This window comes from Adlercreutzia sp. ZJ176 (genome assembly GCF_011038975.1).
Lineage (GTDB): Bacteria > Actinomycetota > Coriobacteriia > Coriobacteriales > Eggerthellaceae > CAAEEV01.
Genome location: NZ_JAAKEC010000028.1, coordinates 1 through 15,770, shown reverse-complemented (window position 1 = coordinate 15,770; position 15,770 = coordinate 1). Strand labels below are relative to the sequence as shown.

Annotated in this window: 14 protein-coding genes; all 14 read left to right on the top strand. The window is 62.8% G+C overall.

The features are described 5' to 3' along the window. On the top strand, positions 1-396 hold a 396-nt coding region (locus G7Y50_RS11430), incomplete at its 5' end, for a polysaccharide biosynthesis protein (protein WP_165057085.1). A 1-nt stretch (position 397) separates the two neighbouring features. Then, positions 398-1,594, top strand: coding sequence for an NAD-dependent epimerase/dehydratase family protein (locus G7Y50_RS11425; RefSeq protein WP_165056709.1), 1,197 nt, complete (start codon positions 398-400; stop codon positions 1,592-1,594). Between the two features lie 4 nt (positions 1,595-1,598). Continuing rightward, positions 1,599-2,762, top strand: coding sequence for a non-hydrolyzing UDP-N-acetylglucosamine 2-epimerase (gene wecB / locus G7Y50_RS11420; RefSeq protein WP_241156643.1), 1,164 nt, complete (start codon positions 1,599-1,601; stop codon positions 2,760-2,762). Continuing rightward, the gene (locus tag G7Y50_RS11415) at positions 2,759-3,979 is read left to right on the top strand and encodes a glycosyltransferase (protein WP_165056707.1); all 1,221 of its coding nucleotides are present in this window, start codon (positions 2,759-2,761) and stop codon (positions 3,977-3,979) included. The genes wecB and G7Y50_RS11415 overlap by 4 nt, the downstream gene beginning before the upstream one ends. Continuing rightward, complete coding sequence (locus tag G7Y50_RS11410) at positions 3,976-5,118, top strand: EpsG family protein (protein ID WP_165056706.1); 1,143 nt, start codon at positions 3,976-3,978, stop codon at positions 5,116-5,118. The genes G7Y50_RS11415 and G7Y50_RS11410 overlap by 4 nt, the downstream gene beginning before the upstream one ends. Before the next feature lie 25 nt (positions 5,119-5,143). Beyond that, entirely contained in the window at positions 5,144-6,196 is a 1,053-nt protein-coding gene (locus G7Y50_RS11405) for a glycosyltransferase (protein WP_165056705.1), read from the top strand. Positions 6,197-6,213: 17 nt separating this feature from the next. Continuing rightward, positions 6,214-7,671 carry a lipopolysaccharide biosynthesis protein gene (locus tag G7Y50_RS11400; protein WP_165057084.1) on the top strand — a complete coding sequence of 486 codons (1,458 nt, stop codon included), beginning with the start codon at positions 6,214-6,216 and terminating at the stop codon, positions 7,669-7,671. A 67-nt stretch (positions 7,672-7,738) separates the two neighbouring features. Next, positions 7,739-8,881 (top strand): DegT/DnrJ/EryC1/StrS aminotransferase family protein, encoded by a 1,143-nt coding sequence (locus G7Y50_RS11395; protein WP_206214851.1) that lies wholly within the window; start codon positions 7,739-7,741, stop codon positions 8,879-8,881. Further along, entirely contained in the window at positions 8,878-10,131 is a 1,254-nt protein-coding gene (locus tag G7Y50_RS11390) for an acetyl-CoA carboxylase biotin carboxylase subunit family protein (protein ID WP_165056703.1), read from the top strand. The genes G7Y50_RS11395 and G7Y50_RS11390 overlap by 4 nt, the downstream gene beginning before the upstream one ends. Continuing rightward, the gene (locus G7Y50_RS11385) at positions 10,128-10,388 is read left to right on the top strand and encodes a cysteine-rich small domain-containing protein (RefSeq protein WP_206214850.1); all 261 of its coding nucleotides are present in this window, start codon (positions 10,128-10,130) and stop codon (positions 10,386-10,388) included. Before G7Y50_RS11390 ends, G7Y50_RS11385 begins: the two co-directional genes overlap by 4 nt. A gap of 5 nt (positions 10,389-10,393) precedes the next feature. Next, positions 10,394-12,100, top strand: a complete 1,707-nt coding sequence (locus tag G7Y50_RS11380) for a cobalamin B12-binding domain-containing protein (protein WP_165056701.1) — start codon at positions 10,394-10,396, stop codon at positions 12,098-12,100. Next, a complete protein-coding gene (locus tag G7Y50_RS11375) occupies positions 12,100-13,197 on the top strand; it encodes an NAD/NADP-dependent octopine/nopaline dehydrogenase family protein (protein WP_165056700.1) in 1,098 nt (365 codons plus the stop codon). Before G7Y50_RS11380 ends, G7Y50_RS11375 begins: the two co-directional genes overlap by 1 nt. Beyond that, positions 13,194-14,093 (top strand): glucose-1-phosphate thymidylyltransferase RfbA, encoded by a 900-nt coding sequence (gene rfbA, locus G7Y50_RS11370; RefSeq protein ID WP_165056699.1) that lies wholly within the window; start codon positions 13,194-13,196, stop codon positions 14,091-14,093. Before G7Y50_RS11375 ends, rfbA begins: the two co-directional genes overlap by 4 nt. Next, complete coding sequence (locus tag G7Y50_RS11365; protein WP_165056698.1) at positions 14,093-15,631, top strand: MBOAT family protein; 1,539 nt, start codon at positions 14,093-14,095, stop codon at positions 15,629-15,631. Before rfbA ends, G7Y50_RS11365 begins: the two co-directional genes overlap by 1 nt. Positions 15,632-15,770: the final 139 nt, after the last annotated feature.

Genomic DNA, 15,770 nt, shown 5'->3' with positions numbered 1-15,770 from the left:
GCCTTCGAACATGCGAACCCTGGAGATCTTTTCGTCCAGAAGGCCCCGGCTTCGACCGTGGGCGACCTCGCCGAGGCCGTGCAGGAGGTGTTCGGGCGCACTGGCACGCGCGTCATCGGCACTCGCCACGGAGAGAAGCTCTACGAGACGCTCATGACCTGCGAGGAGCGACTTCGCGCTGAGGACATGGGCGACTACTACCGCGTGCATGCCGACACCCGCGACCTCAACTACGACAAGTTCGTAGTGGAGGGAGATGTTAAGACCCAGGCCGAGGAGGCATACACCTCCCACAACACGACAAGGCTCGACGTGGCGGGCACGGTTGAGAAGATAAAGACCGCGGAGTACGTGCAGCTCGCCCTGGAGGGTCGCGAGCACGAGGCGGTGCAGTAGCGTGAAAGTGCTCGTCACCGGAGCCAAGGGCATGGTGGGTACGGCTCTTTGCAACGCCTTGCGCAACGTCCGTGACGGCAAGGACCGCACACGGCACGACTTGAGAATTGAAGAGGTCTTCGAGTACGACCTGGGCTCGACGCCGGAGGACCTCAAAAGGTACTGCCGGGAGTGTGACTTCGTGTTCAACCTCGCCGGCGTGAACAGGCCCGAAGATCCCGCCGAGTTCATGGAGGGCAACTTCGGGTTTGCGAGCGAGCTGTTAGGCGAGCTGAAAGCTGCTGACAGCAAAGCTCCCATCATGCTGTCTTCCAGCATTCAGGCAACCTTATCGGGCCGTTTCGGGGATAGTGACTATGGCAAGAGCAAGAAAGCGGGAGAAGAGCTGTTCTTCGACTATGCGAAAGAAGCCGGAGCCAAGGTGGCCGTCTACCGCTTCCCCAACCTCATGGGACACTCCCGCCCCAACTACAACTCAGCAGTGTCCACCTTCTGCTGGGCGACTGCCAATGATCAACCTTACACCGTCAACGATCCTAGCGTGGAGCTCGAGCTTCTCTACATAGACGACCTCGTGCAGGGCATGCTCGACCTGCTGGAAGGCAAAGAGCAGCATTGTGAATATGAAGGCATTAAGGTTGTTCCTGCTGAAACAGGATGCTTCTGCTACGTGCCGACCACTCACAAAGTGACCTTGGGACGCATCGTTGAGCTGCTGCGGGAGTTCAAGGCAAGCCCCGAGACCCTCATGATGCCGTCCATGCCTGAGGGCTCCTTCGAGAAGAAGCTCTACAGCTTGTATCTTACGTACCTTCCGACAGACAAGTTCAAGTACCCTCTGCGCATGAACGTCGACAGCCGTGGCAGCTTCACTGAGCTTGTGCATACCCAAGATTGTGGCCAGGTGTCTATCAACATAACCAAGCCTGGCATTACCAAGGGTCAGCACTGGCATAGCTCCAAGTGGGAGCTTTTCATCGTGGTCAAGGGCCACGGGCTCATTCGGGAGCGCAATATCAATACTGGCGAGATCGTCGAGTTTGAAGTGTCAGGCGACCAAATTGAAGCAGTTCGCATGATTCCCAGCTGGACCCACAGCATAACCAACCTCTCCGATACCGAGGACTTGGTCACCGTAATGACCTGCAACGAGGTCTTCGACCCAAGTCATCCCGACACCTACTATGAGGCGGTGTAGGCCTGTGACATCCTTCAAGAATGACGGAAGACTAAAGCTCCTGATCATCGTGGGCACGCGTCCCGAGATCATCCGCCTGTCCGAGGTGATCAAGAAGTGCCGCAGGTACTTCGACTGCCTGCTCGCCCACACGGGCCAGAACTATGACTACTCCCTCAACGGCGTGTTCTTCCGTGACCTGGAGCTTGACGACCCCGACGTGTATCTTGACGCCGTGGGAAATGACTTGGGCGAGACCATGGGTAGCATCATTGCGAAGAGCTATAAGCTCATGGCGGAGGTGAAGCCGGACGCAGTCTTGGTTCTGGGTGATACCAACAGCTGCCTGTCGGTCATCGGCGCGAAGCGCCTGCACATCCCCATCTTCCACATGGAGGCAGGGAACCGCTGCAAGGACGAGTGCCTGCCCGAGGAGACGAATAGGCGCATCGTCGACGTGATCTCCGACGTCAACCTCGCCTACTCCGAGCACGCCAGGCGCTACCTCAAGGACACGGGCTGCGCCCCGGAGCGCACCTACGTGACGGGCTCCCCCATGGCCGAGGTGCTCCATAGGAACTTAGAGAAGATCAACGCGAGCGACGTCCACGAGAGGCTCGGCCTCGAGAGGGGCGGGTACGTCCTGCTGTCGGCCCACCGCGAGGAGAACATCGACACGCAAGCCAACTTCGAGAGCCTGTTCGGGGCTATCAACAGGATGGCTGAGAAGTATGATATGCCGGTCCTCTACAGCTGCCACCCCAGGAGCCGCAAGCGCCTGGAATCCTCCGGCTTCGAGCTGCACCCCCTGGTGCGCATGCACGAGCCACTCGGGTTCCACGACTACAACTGCCTGCAGGCGAACGCCTTCTGCGTGGTGTCCGACTCGGGGACCCTGCCCGAGGAGTCCGCATTCTTCGCGAGCGTCGGGCAGCCCTTCCCGGCGGTGTGCGTACGCACCTCCACCGAGCGCCCCGAGGCGCTCGACAAGGCGTGCTTCGTGCTCTCCGGCATCGACGAGAGGGGGCTCCTGCAGGCGGTGGAGCTCGCCGTCGCCATGGAGCGCGACGGCCTGCACGCAGCCCCGGTCCCCGACTACTCGGACGAGGACGTCTCCGACAAGGTGGTCAAGGTCATCCAGTCCTACACGGGAGTGGTGAACAAGATGGTGTGGAGGAAGCCGCTGTGACGGAGCCCGGCGACACGCTGACGACCGACGCCCTCGTCGACGAGGCGCTCGCGCTGGGCGAGGGCCTCGGCCGCCCCCTGCGATACGCGCAGGTCAACAGCGTGCCCAACGGCTCCACGGGCGGCATCATGACGAGGCTGCACCGCGAGCTGCTCGAGAGGGGCGTCGAGTCCTTCGCCTGCTGGGGGCGCGGCCGCGACGCCGAGGACGACCATGGGTTCAACTTCGGCTCGAAGCCCGAATTCTACCTCGACGTTCTCCAGACCCGCCTGGACGGGCGCGCGGGATTTCACTCCAAGGCGGCGACTTGCCGGCTGCTCGCGAGGCTCGACGAGATCGACCCCGACGTGGTGCACCTGCACAACCTGCACGGCTACTACGTGAACGTCGAGATGCTTTTCGGATGGCTCGCCGAACATCGCTGCCAGGTGAGGTGGACGCTGCATGACTGCTGGGCGTTCACGGGCCATTGCGCGTACTTCACATATGTGAAGTGTGCGCAATGGAAGTCCCACTGCGCGTACGAGGAGCCCTGCCGCCAGCTGTCCACATACCCGAAGACCCTCTCCAAGCGCTCCTGCGCGAGGAACTTCGAGGACAAGAGACACATCTTCAACTCGATCCCCGCCGACCGCATGACGCTGATCGTTCCGTCGCACTGGCTGGAGGGGTTGGTCAGGCAGAGCTTCCTGTCCAATTATCCCGTCGAGGTGCGCCACAACGTCGTGGACAGGAGCGTGTTCAAGCCCACCCCGAGCGACTTCCGCGAGCGATGCGGCATAGGCGACCGTTTCATGATTCTCGGCGTCGCGAGCCCTTGGACCGAGCGCAAGGGGCTGGGCGACTTCCTGCGTCTGAGCAACGAGCTTGATGAGAATTACGTCATCGTTATCGTTGGGCTTACGAAGAAGCAGATCAGATCTCTTCCCAGAGGGATCATCGGCCTTGAACGCGTCTCCTCGCCGCAGGAGCTTGCAGTCATCTACTCGGCTGCAGACATGTTCTTCAACCCCACGAAGGAGGACAACTATCCCACCGTCAACCTGGAGGCCGAAGCCTGCGGCACGCTGGTTGTCACGTATGATGTCGGTGGGTCCGCAGAGACCACCAAGGATCCTCTATCACTGTCGGTGGCTGGCTTTGGCGAAGCTCGCGAGGGAATTGTGACCATGGCGCTGCTTCGAAGCGTTGCGTCTTCGGAAAGCGTGACAGCGTGAGCCCCTACATTGTCCTGGGGATCATTATGGTTCTGCTCGCCGCCCTAGGAGCATCTTCGAAGTGGTCGAACATTTGCTTTGCGATCAGCTTCCTCGTCCTCACGTTGTTTTTGACGCTGAGGTTTGGGCAAGGAACAGACTGGCTCAGCTATAACTACATTTTCGCATGCGCACCCGACGTTGTTGACTTTGGCAGTTACTTTTATACGAAAGGCGTTCACGCTGAGCTTGGCTGGAAGGTTCTCAACAACATATGGAAGGCGCTTGGTTTTGGCTACGTTGAGCTGTCCGTTGCGTTGTCGCTGGTTGACATGGCTTTGCTGGGCCGATTTGTTCGTCGTTATTCGCCAAATGGCTCACTAAGCTTGCTGCTTGCCTTCCCTGTGGTCTACCTCGTCTACTTTTTCTCTGTCATGAGGCAAGGCTTGGTCATTGCCGTGTTTCTTGGCATCATGATTGATTTATTGAGAGAAGGCAGGGCGGTTCGGTATTGCCTCCTCATTGCTCTTCTGTGCTCTATTCACTCCATAGCTATTGTTTTAGCTGTCCCCCTGATCGCAACGCGCCTGTCCTTTAGGTCGCTGAGCGGCGTTCTAGGTGTGAGTGTTGTTTTTGGCGTCGCTGTCGCCCCCTTCCTTGGAGCGATTTTGCCAACAGCTTTGGCGACATACTCTGGAGGCACTTTTTCTCCGGTTGCGGTGCTTTATCGAGTGGTGATGGCCTCACTCATATATATGATGCACTTTTCAGTAAAGAACTCGGCAGAGAAGAAGGATGGCAGCGATGCTCCTTCTTTGTTGCTCAAGGTCTATATTGTGGGACTTGCCCTATACTCGATTTGTATGGGAAACGACCTTATAGCCAGCAGGCTTGCTGCGCCATTGCTAGCCCTAGAGATAGCGATCATCCCCATTCTGGCCAGCCAAGGCGCTTCTAAGTTGGTTATGCCGCTCATGTTGAGCGTGCTTCTCATGGTTGGAGTCATGACCGTGAAGAATATTAGTTCCTTCGTTGATCAAGGGCCGTATTATTCCTATGTGACAGTTTGGAATTATCCGTACATAACTATTTTCAATCAAAGTGATATATACCTTTACTGTAACAATAGATACCTTCCCTATTTGAGAATAGGCGGATAAAACAAATTGCGAAAAGAGAGAGCTTGTGAAACCAGAAGTCTCAGTCATTTGCATTACGTATAACCAAGTTGATTACATACAGGATGCTCTTGACGGGTTCGTGAACCAGGAGACCGACTTTTCCTACGAAGTCATCGTGCACGATGACGCCTCGACCGACGGAACCGCGGACGTTGTCTGCGAGTACGCGGAAAGATACCCGAATCTAATAATGCCGATTTTGCAAACCAAGAACCAGCTCTCGCTGGGAAAGGGCGGCATACGTGATTATGCCCTCCCTGCTGCCCGTGGGAGGTTCGTCGCATTATGCGAGGGGGACGACTACTGGATATCGGCGAAGAAGCTCCAGGTCCAGCATGACCTGATGGCTTCCAATCCTGGTGTGTCGCTGTGCGTGCATAATGCTCTCGTAGTAGACTATGGGCACAACTGCCTCTTTCTCTCCGAGTCCTCTTCGGGAAACCGCATGAAGAGTATGGAGGACGTGGTCATCGAAGGTGGGGGCAGGATCAACCCCACGGCCTCCATGTTCTTCAGGAAAGAGCTGCTAGGAGAGGGTTTCGCTGGGGCTCCGGTTGGCGATCATTTCTACCTGATGGACTTGGCGTCGAAAGGTGACGTCGCCTGGATTGCCGAGCCGATGTCCGTCTACAGGCTGATGTCCAGGGGGTCGTGGAGCGTGCGGCATAGCGGAATTGATGCTAAGGCGCAAGAGGGCTATTGCCGAGCCTACGTCGGGGCCTTAGATCAGGTCGAGAGCAGAAACCCCGGCAAGTACACAACCTCTATTCAGGCGCGTAAGAAGTTTCAGCTTGATTTGCTCGGCGAGGAGGTGCTCACAGCGCTCTTTGCGGGCGGGGCGATCAGATTGCCTCGGCTGTTTAAAGAGGCGACGAGCGGGAAAACGATAGCGAAGGCGATGACGAGGCGCTACCTGCCGCCAAACGCCCAGAGATTCGTGGGGAGGGCGTATGCGATACGGAATGCCAAGAGGGCGGGCACCCTTGTCTCCAGATCCACGAAAGACCTGCCGGACTGGGCTCTGCCCCTTTCTGGCAAGGGTGCTGGCAAGGCCTGATGCAGGTCGAAGGGACGATGAAGAGGAGAACCGTTTCGGCTCTCCTTTGGAAGTTCTTTGAGCGCGGTGGTCGCGCGGTCATCGAGCTCGTCGTGCAGGTTGTCATGGCGAGGCTGCTCGCGCCGGACGACTTCGGGGCGCTGGCGATCATGCTGGTGTTCGTCAACGTGGGCAACGTGATCGTGCAGTCGGGGCTCAACACGGCGCTCGTGCAGTCGTCCGAGGCCGACGAGGGCGACTTCTCCACGGTGTTCTGGATGTCGCTGGCGGTCTCCGCCGTTCTCTACGCCGCCGTGTTCCTCGCCGCGCCCGCCGTGGCCGCCTTCTATCACATGGGGCACCTCGCCTGGCCCCTGCGAGCCCTCGCGCTCGTCCTAGTCGTGAACGCGTACAATGCCGTGCAGGTGGCCTGGGTGCAGCGTGAGCTCGAGTTCCGCAAGGTGTTCACGGCGACCGTGGCGTCGGTGGTCGCAAGCGGGGCCGTGGGGATAGCCGCGGCGATCGCTGGTGCGGGCCTCTGGGCGCTCGTCGCCCAGCAGCTCTCCTACCAGATAGTCAACTGTCTCGTTCTTGCAGCTCAGGTTCCCTGGAGGCCGCACCTCGTGTTTCGAGTGTCGCGGGCGTGCGAGCTCTTCTCCTTCGGATGGAAGCTCCTCGCCTCGGGATTGCTCGACACAGGTTACCGGTCGCTCTCCGACCTCGTCATCGGCAAGCAGTTCTCGGCCTCCCAGCTCGGCTACGTCTCGCAGGGCAATCGCTATCCACAAGCCTTGGGCTCCGTGCTCGACGGCGCCATACAGCCGGTGATGCTGTCGGCCGTCTCCCGCGTGCAGGACGACCTCTCCTACGTGAGGCGCCTCGTGCGCCGCGCGCTCAAGACCTCGTGCTACCTCGTCATGCCGTGCATGACGCTGTTCGCGCTGTGCGCAGAGCCGCTCGTGAGGATGCTCTTGGGGGAGCAGTGGCTGCCCTGCGTGTTCTTCATGCAGGTCTACTGCCTCACCTATGCGCTCCTGCCCATCCACACTACCAACCTGCAGGCCCTGAACGCCATGGGGAGAAGCGATCTGTTCCTGAAGCTCGAGCTGGTCAAGAAGGCCTACGGCGTCGCCTTCCTGCTGGTCACGGCCTTCGTGCTCCAGGACGTCTACCTCATGGTGGGGAGCTACCTGGTGACGGGGGTGATCTCCACGTTCGTGAACGCGTATCCCAGCAAGCGCGTGGTCGGCTACTCGTACGCCGAGCAGCTGCGCGACATAGCCCCGGGGGTGGCTTTGTCGGCTGCGTCGGCGGCGCTCGCGTGGCCGGTGAGTCTCTTCGCCCTGCCCGATGCGGCGACGATCATTCTGCAGGCGCTCGTGATGGGTGCGGCGTACCTGGGGCTCTCCAGGCTCCTCCGCGTCGAGGCCCTCGAGTACCTGCTGGCCACGGCCCGCGAGATCGTCGCGGGGAGGAAGCATCGCGCGGAGGGCTAGGCCGTGGCATCAACTGAACTCATCTGTTTTGGGTAAAAGCACATTGACAACCGAAGAGAGGGAGAGAGTGGGTAAGGAGAACCGCGTACTGGTGACGCGCTCGTCCATGCCGCCGCTGGAGGAGTACGTCGAGGAGATAGCGCCTTTGTGGGAGTCGCACTGGCTCACCAACATGGGCGAGAAGCACAAGGAGCTCGAGGCGGCGCTCAAGGAGCGCCTCAAGGTCGACGGCATCGCCCTGTTCACCAACGGGCACTCGGCGCTCGAGTGCGCGATCGAGGCGCTGGGGCTGGGGTCGGACGGCAGGCGCAAGGTGATAACCACGCCGTTCACGTTCGCGAGCACCGCCCACGCGATCACCCGCAAGGGCCTCGCGCCCGTGCTCGCCGACGTGAGGCCGGATGACTACACGTTGGACCCCGAATGTGTTGAGAGGCTCGTCGACGAGGAGACGTGCGCGATCGTGCCCGTCCACGTCTACGGGAACCTCTGCGACGTCGACGCGATCCAGGAGATCGCCGAGAAGCACAACCTCAAGGTGATCTACGACGCGGCCCACGCCTTCGGGGTGGAGCGGCGCATGCCCGACGGCACGTGGAGGGGAGCTGCCTCCTTCGGCGACGCCTCCATGCTCAGCTTCCACGCCACCAAGGTGTTCAACACCGTGGAGGGCGGAGCGGTGTGCTTTTCCGACCCCGCGCTCAAGCCCGTGCTCGACCAGTGGAAGAACTTCGGCATCACCGGCCCCGAGGACGTGGAGTACGCCGGCGGCAACGCCAAGATGAACGAGCTCTGCGCGGCGATGGGGCTTTGCAACCTGCGTCACGTGGACGAGGAGATCGCGAAGCGCAAGGCGGTCGCCGAGCGCTACTGGGAGCTGCTGGACGGCGTTCCGGGCGTGAAGGTCTGCACGCCGCCCGAGGGCGTCAGGCACAACTACGCCTACATGCCCGTCGTGTTCGACCCGGGCGCCTTCAGCGCGACCAGGGACGACGTGCTCGACGCGCTCGCAGAAGAGGGGGTGGGCGCTCGCAAGTACTTCCACCCGCTCGTCAGCGGCTACGCCTGCTACGCAGGGATGTTCGACCCCGCCGACACGCCGGTGGCGCGCGAGGTGGCCGCTCACGTGCTGACTCTGCCCCTCTACGCCGACCTGGCGCTCGCGGACGTGGACAGGATCTGCGGGATCGTGAGGGGGTGCACGCGATGAAGAAAGCCCTCGTGCTGGCGGGCGGGCTGCCGCAGATAAGGCTCATAGAGGACCTGAGGAGCCGAGGGTATCGGGTGATTCTGGCCGACTACTACGAGAGTCCCGTCGCGAGGTCTCACGCGGACGTCTTCTACCAGGAGAGCACGCTCGACGTAGAAGCGATGCGCAAGATCGCAGTCGACGAGGGTGTTGGCCTCATAGCGACCTGTTGCACGGACCAGGCGCTGGCCACTGTCTCGCTGCTCTCCGAGGAGCTCGGTATGCCCTGCTACGTGGACTCCCGAACGGGCCTTGCCGTGACGAACAAGGCTCTCATGAAGAAGGTGTTCTCCGAGAACGGGATTCCGACGGCCAGGTACAAGACGATTCGCCCTGACGAGGACCCTGCGAGCTTCGGCTACCCGGCCGTGGTGAAGCCCGTCGACTGCAACAGCTCCAAGGGCGTCCGGAAGGTGGCCTCGGACGAGGAGCTCGCGCGTGCCATCGCAGAGGCAAAGCTGCTCAGCAGGACCGGCGAGGCCATCGTCGAGGAGTATGTCGAGGGCGAGGAGCTCTCGGCAGACTGCTTTGTCTGCGACGGCGTTGCGCACGTCCTCTGCGTTTCCCGCAACGACAAGATAGGGAGCCGCGACGGCTTCGTAATCAGTCGGGGGTTCTGCTCTCCCGAGGTGAGGGGCCGGCACCGAGAGGACGTCGGGCGCATAGCTCAGGCCATCGCCGAAGCCTTCTCCCTCGGCGATGGCCCGATGCTCGTCCAGCTGCTGTCGAGTGATGAGGGGCTGTCCGTCATCGAGTTTAGCGCGCGCGCCGGCGGATGCACGAAGTACAGGGTGATCGAACTTGCGATGGGGTTCGACGTCATCAAGGCGACCGTTGACGTCATCTTGGGCTTGAGGCCCGATATGAGCGTATTCGACAGCGGCAAGCTGGTCGTCGACGAGTTCGTCTATTGCTCGTCGGGCACGTTCGAGCGCCTCGAGGGGTTTGACGAATGCGAGGAGAGGGGCCTCATCGACGGCGCGTATCTGCTCAAGTGGCGAGGGACTGCATTTGACGGATCGGTTGGCTCCAGCGGTGATAGGGTCGCCTCGGTCGTGTTCGTCGCCGACGACTTCGAGGACTACCGGAGGAAGCATGACGCCGTCTGGGGGTCATGCCGCGTGACGGACTCGGACGGCGGGGACATGGCCAGGAGGGATCTGCTCGAGTACGGCGATATCGCGGAGGCGCGACGAGGGAGGCACGGGTGATCGAGCTCGTCGGCAGTGGTGCGGAAGGCGGCGGCTACGCGTACTTCGAGAACAGGGAGTGCGAGTTCTACCCCTGCCATGGCGTTGAGCACATCAACTGTCTGTTCTGCTACTGCCCCCTGTACCACGACGAGGGATGCGGGGGAGACTGGGCCGACCTGAACGGCGCGAAAGACTGCTCCGCCTGCACGTACCCGCATGTGAGGGAGAACTACTACTCCGTTATCGCCCGACTGTCGGGCAAACATGGGAGATGACGAACATGAGCGATGCCAAGAAAAAGACGATACTGGGGGCCTCGATAGGCAACTGCGTGCACGTGGCGGGAGTCTACCACTTCCTGCAGCTGGCGGAGAAGGAGGGCTACGAGTGCCACTTCCTCGGCCCCGCGGTGCCCGTCGACCGCCTCTTCGAGGAGATCGAGCGGCTGAGACCCACCATCGTGGGGATCAGCTACCGGCTGACGCCGGAGAACGTCGTGCCGCTGCTCGACGAGGTGGAGCGCAGGGCGCAGGATCTTGACTACGACCCGATATGGGACTTCGGGGGCACCAAGCCCGTCGCCGACGTCGCGAGGCGGTACGGGATGTTCTCCTACATCTCGGACGGGTTCGACGACATCAACGACAACATTCGGTTCCTAAGGGGGGAGGGCGCCGGCGGGGGCGCCGAGAGCTATGGGCGAACGCTCCTTGAGAGGATCTCGAAGACGCGCCCCTACCCCGTGCTGCGGCACCACTTCGGCTTGCCCAGTGTAGAGGAGACGGTGGAGGGGGTCAGGGCCATCGCGGAGGCGAAGGTTCTTGACGTGATCTCCCTCGGCACCGACCAGAACGCCCAGCAGTTCCTGTTCGACCAGCGGCACATGAACCCCGAGCTCGACGGCGCCGGCGGGGTGCCGGTCCGGACGCGCGACGACTTAGCGAGGCTCAAGGAGGCGTCGCTGACAGGCAACTTCCCCCTCATGCGCTGCTACTCGGGGACGGCTGACGTCTTCGAGTACGCGGAGCTTTTGGCAGACGTGATAGATAACGCATGGGCCGCCATCCCCCTGTCATGGTACAACGAGCTCGACGGGAGGGGCACGAGGCCGATCGAGGGGTCGATCAGGGAGGCGCAAGAGCTGATCAGGTGGCATGCCCGGCGCGGCATCCCCGTGGAGATCAACGAGCCGCACCACTGGGGTCTTCGCGACGCCCATGACGTGATCCCCGTGGCGATGGCCTACGTCAGCGCGTACAACGCGAAGAAGCTCGGGGTCGAGCACTACATCTCGCAGTACATGTTCAACAACCCGAGCGGGCTCTCCTTCGGCATGGACCTGGCCAAGATGCTCGCCATGAGGGAGATGGTCGAGTCGCTCGCTGATGACGGGTTCCACGTCTACAGGGAGACGCGCGCGGGGCTGCCCCTGTTCAATGCCGACCCCTGTGTCGCCAAGGGCCAGCTCGCGGCCTCAACCTTCATGCAGATGTGCCTAGAGCCGCACATAATCCACGTCGTGGGCTACTGCGAGGCCGACCACGCAGCCGGCCCCGAGGAGGTCGTCGAGAGCTGCAAGATCGTCCGCGGCGTGATCCGGCATACGCTCGGGGAGTCCTTCTCGATCGACAAGGACCCCGCGATCCTCGCGAGAAAGGACGAGCTTGTCGCCGAGGCGAAGACGCTTCTCGGGTTCATCTGCGACAAGTACGCGTACGTGGACGACCCGCTCGCAAGCTCGGACGTACTCGCCGACGCCATCAAGGAGGGCTTCGTGGACGCCGTCCACATCGTGAAGGGCGGGAAGTTCAAGGGTGATCTCGTCACCGCCCTGCGCGACGGGACGTGCGTCGCTGTCGACAGGGAGACGGGGGAGGTCCTTGACGAGTCGAGGCGCTTGGCGCGCCTCGAGGAGAGGGAGGCGAGGGAGGCGGCTGCGGAGAGCGCGGCCGTAGAGCTTGGACGGCACGTCGGGGCGTTGGCCTGATGGACGAGACGGCTCAGCACAGCCACGGCCAGTGCCGTGGGCCGGTGTTCGTCTGCGGCGCTGGCCACCAGGGGCTGTCCATGGCGGCGCACCTCGCCATCAGCGGGCATGGAGTGACGCTCTGGAACAGGACACTCGGGAACATCGCGGAGGTCGCGCGCACCCTCGAGATAAGATGTACGGGCGTGGTGAGCGGCGTCGGCAAGATCAAGGCGGCGTCTGACGTGATAGACGAGGTCGTCGGCGACCTCATCATGGTGGCGACGCCGAGCAGCGCGCACAAGGACGTCGCGAGGCGGCTCGCCCCCTTCGTTCACGAGGACATGGTCGTCGTCCTGAACCCGGGGAGGACGTTCGGCGCCATCGAGTTCGCCCAGGAGCTTCTCGCCAGTGGGGTGAAGTCCCTGCCCCACATCGCGGAGACTCAGACGATAGCCTACACGTGCCGAAGGGACACCGAGGGCAATGCGGTGATCCACGCTATCAAGGACGGCGTCAGAATCGCGACCCTGGGAGACGACATGGACGTCGTTATGGCGGCGCTGCCGGCATGCCTCGCCCCCCACTTCGAGCCGGTCTCCTCGGTCGCCATCACCTCGCTCGGCAACGTAGGGATGATCCTCCACTGCGCTCCCGTGCTCTTGAACTGTGGGTGGATCGAGACGGAGGACGTCGACTTCAAGTACTACTACCATGGCATCTCACCGAGCATAGCGGGCTTCATAGAGAGACTCGACCGCGAGCGCATCGCGGTGGCCCGAGCCCTGGGCTTCGAGGTGGAGTCCACGGCGGATTGGATGCGCAGGGTGTACGGTGTCGAGGGTGAGGGGATCCTCGAGTGCATACGGAACAACCCGGCCTACAGGGAGATAGACGCTCCTCCGACGATTCGGTGCAGGTATGTCCTCGAGGACGTACCGAACGGGCTCGTCCCTCTGGCTGACTTGGCGCTCCAGCTCGGAGTGCCTGCGCCGTGCGCGAACACGGTCATAGACCTCGCCGACGAGGTCATCGGCAGCGACTTCAGGTCGACGGGGAGAAGGTTCCCCGTCTCGGTTCTTGAGAAGTACATAGGAGACATGAGGGTGGAATCATGAAGGGAATGATACTCGCGGGAGGGTCGGGCACCCGGCTCTACCCCGTGACCAAGGCGGTCAGCAAGCAGCTGCTGCCGGTGTACGACAAGCCGCTGGTGTACTACCCGCTGTCCGTGCTCATGCTCGCCGGCATACGCGAGGTGCTGGTCATATCCACACCCGACGACGTGGGCGCCTACGAGAGGCTGCTCGGCGACGGCTCCGACCTGGGCATGAGGATCAGCTACGCCGTCCAGGACCATCCCGACGGGCTAGCGCAGGCCTTCGTCATCGGGCGCGGCTTCATCGGCGGCGACTGCTGCGCGCTCGTGCTCGGCGACAACGTGTTCCACGGGCACGACCTCACCCGCGTCCTCCTGCGCGCCAGGGGCAGGGTCGAGTCCGAGGGCGGCGCCGTCGTGTTCGGCTACCCCGTCAGGGACGCCCGCGCCTTCGGCGTGGTGGAGTTCGATTCCGCGGGGCGCGTCGTCGGCATCGAGGAGAAGCCGGAGAATCCGAAGAGCAGCTACGCGGTGCCGGGCCTGTACTTCTACGACCCCCGCGTGTGCGAGATAGCAGCGGGCGTGGAGCCCTCCGCGCGCGGCGAGCTCGAGATCACGAGCGTCAACAGCGCCTATCTCGAGGCCGGCGAGCTCAGGGTCGAGCTCATGGGGCGCGGCATGGCGTGGCTGGACACCGGGACTCCGGAGGGCCTGCTCAAGGCCGCCGAGTACGTGGAGGCCGTGCAGTCCAGGCAGGGCTTCTACGTGGCCTGCGTGGAGGAGATAGCCTACAGGCGCGGCTTCATCGGCGCGGATAGGCTCCGCGAACTCGGCGAGGCGCTCGCGAAGACCGCTTACGGGCGCTACCTCGCGGCCGTGGCCGACGAGGAGCTCGGGCGAGGGGGCGTCTCGTAGTGGTCTTCTCCAGCGCCGTGTTCCTGTTCCTCTTCCTCCCCGCGGTGCTCGCGGCGTACTTCGCCGTCCCGGGCCGCGCGGCCAAGAACGTCCTTCTGCTCGCGGCCTCCCTCGTGTTCTACGCGTGGGGCGAGCCCGCCTACGTGGCCCTCATGGTCGCCTCGATGGCGGCCAGCTGGCTCTTCGGGCTCCGCGTCGGGGAGGGCCGCCCGGGGAGGCGCGCCTGGCTCATCGCCGCCCTCGCGTTCAACCTCGCCGTGCTCGGGTTCTTCAAGTACGAGGGCTTCCTCGCCCGGAGCGCCAACGCGCTCATCGGCTTTCCGCTCGTCCCCGACCTGGAGCTGCCGCTGCCCATAGGCATAAGCTTCTACACGCTGCAGGCCGTGAGCTACGTCGTCGACGTGTACCGCGGCCAGGTGGCGCCGCAGCGCAACGCTCTCTACCTCGGCATGTACGTGGCGATGTTCCCGCAGCTGGTCGCCGGCCCCATCGTGCGCTACTCCACCATCGAGGAGCAGGTCGAGGGCAGGGTAGAGACGCTGCGCGGGTTCGCCCAGGGCGTGCGGCTGTTCGCGGTCGGGCTGGCCAAGAAGTGCCTGCTCGCCAACACGGTCGCGATCCTCGCCGACCAGATGCTGGCGGGGGGGGGTTCCTCCGTCGGCGCCGTCGGCGCGTGGGCCGGCCTCGTCGCCTACACGTTCCAGATCTACTTCGACTTCAGCGGGTACTCCGACATGGCCATCGGCCTGGGGATGATGTTCGGGTTCCGCTACCTGCGCAACTTCAACTACCCCTACATCTCCAAGTCGGCCACCGAGTTCTGGCGGCGCTGGCACGTCTCGCTGGGGTCGTTCTTCCGCGACTACGTCTACATCCCCCTGGGCGGCAACCGCTGCGGCAGGGCGAGGTGGCTGCTGAACCTCATGGTCGTGTGGGCCCTCACGGGCGTCTGGCACGGCGCGGCGTGGAACTTCGTGCTCTGGGGCCTGTTCTACGGGGCGCTCCTCGTCCTGGAGAAGACCTGGCTCCTGCGCAAACTTGAGCGGCTGCCCTCCGCGCTCCGGCACGCCTACGGGATGGCCGCGGTCATGTTCGGCTGGCTCGTGTTCTGGATAGAGGACCCCGCCGCGTTCGGCCAGTACCTCCTGGCCCTCGGCGGCGCATACGGGGCCACGGGGTCCTCCACCATGTGGGAGCTCGGGGCGTGGGCCTACTGGCCGATGCTCCTGCTGTGCGCGGTGGCCAGCACGCCCGTGCTCCCGTGGGTGCGGGCCAAGGTGGTCGAGCGCGCGGGCGGCCCGAGCGCGCGGGGCTTCCTCGCCCGCGACCTGCCCGACCCCCGGCGCAGCTCGGTCGAGGGCCTCTGCGACGGCCAGGCGTGGGTCGACTCCCTGCCCGAGGGCGCCCCGCCCGCCGCCCGCCGCGCCGTGTGCGCCCTGGCGGTGGCCGCCGACGCCGGCGCGCTCGCGCTGCTCGCGCTGTCGGTCCTGAGCGTGGTGGCCGGCACGTTCAACCCGTTCATCTACTTCAGGTTCTGAGGAGGATTGCGACCGGTTCTAGGCAAAATGTTAGGTAGTAAACCGCAATAATCAACTCGCCATCAGGCAAAACACTCTTAATTGAACGTATCTTTGACAACTAAAACACCTGTTCAAACCCGTTTTTGGGTACAACGAC

Bases quoted from the DNA above. Each gene is read 5' to 3' on its own strand.
- G7Y50_RS11400 (WP_165057084.1), top strand. From the start codon at position 6,214: ATGAAGAGGAGAACCGTTTCGGCTCTCCTTTGGAAGTTCTTTGAGCGC.
- G7Y50_RS11390 (WP_165056703.1), top strand. From the start codon at position 8,878: ATGAAGAAAGCCCTCGTGCTGGCGGGCGGGCTGCCGCAGATAAGGCTC.
- G7Y50_RS11380 (WP_165056701.1), top strand. From the start codon at position 10,394: ATGAGCGATGCCAAGAAAAAGACGATACTGGGGGCCTCGATAGGCAAC.
- G7Y50_RS11375 (WP_165056700.1), top strand. From the start codon at position 12,100: ATGGACGAGACGGCTCAGCACAGCCACGGCCAGTGCCGTGGGCCGGTG.
- rfbA (WP_165056699.1), top strand. From the start codon at position 13,194: ATGAAGGGAATGATACTCGCGGGAGGGTCGGGCACCCGGCTCTACCCC.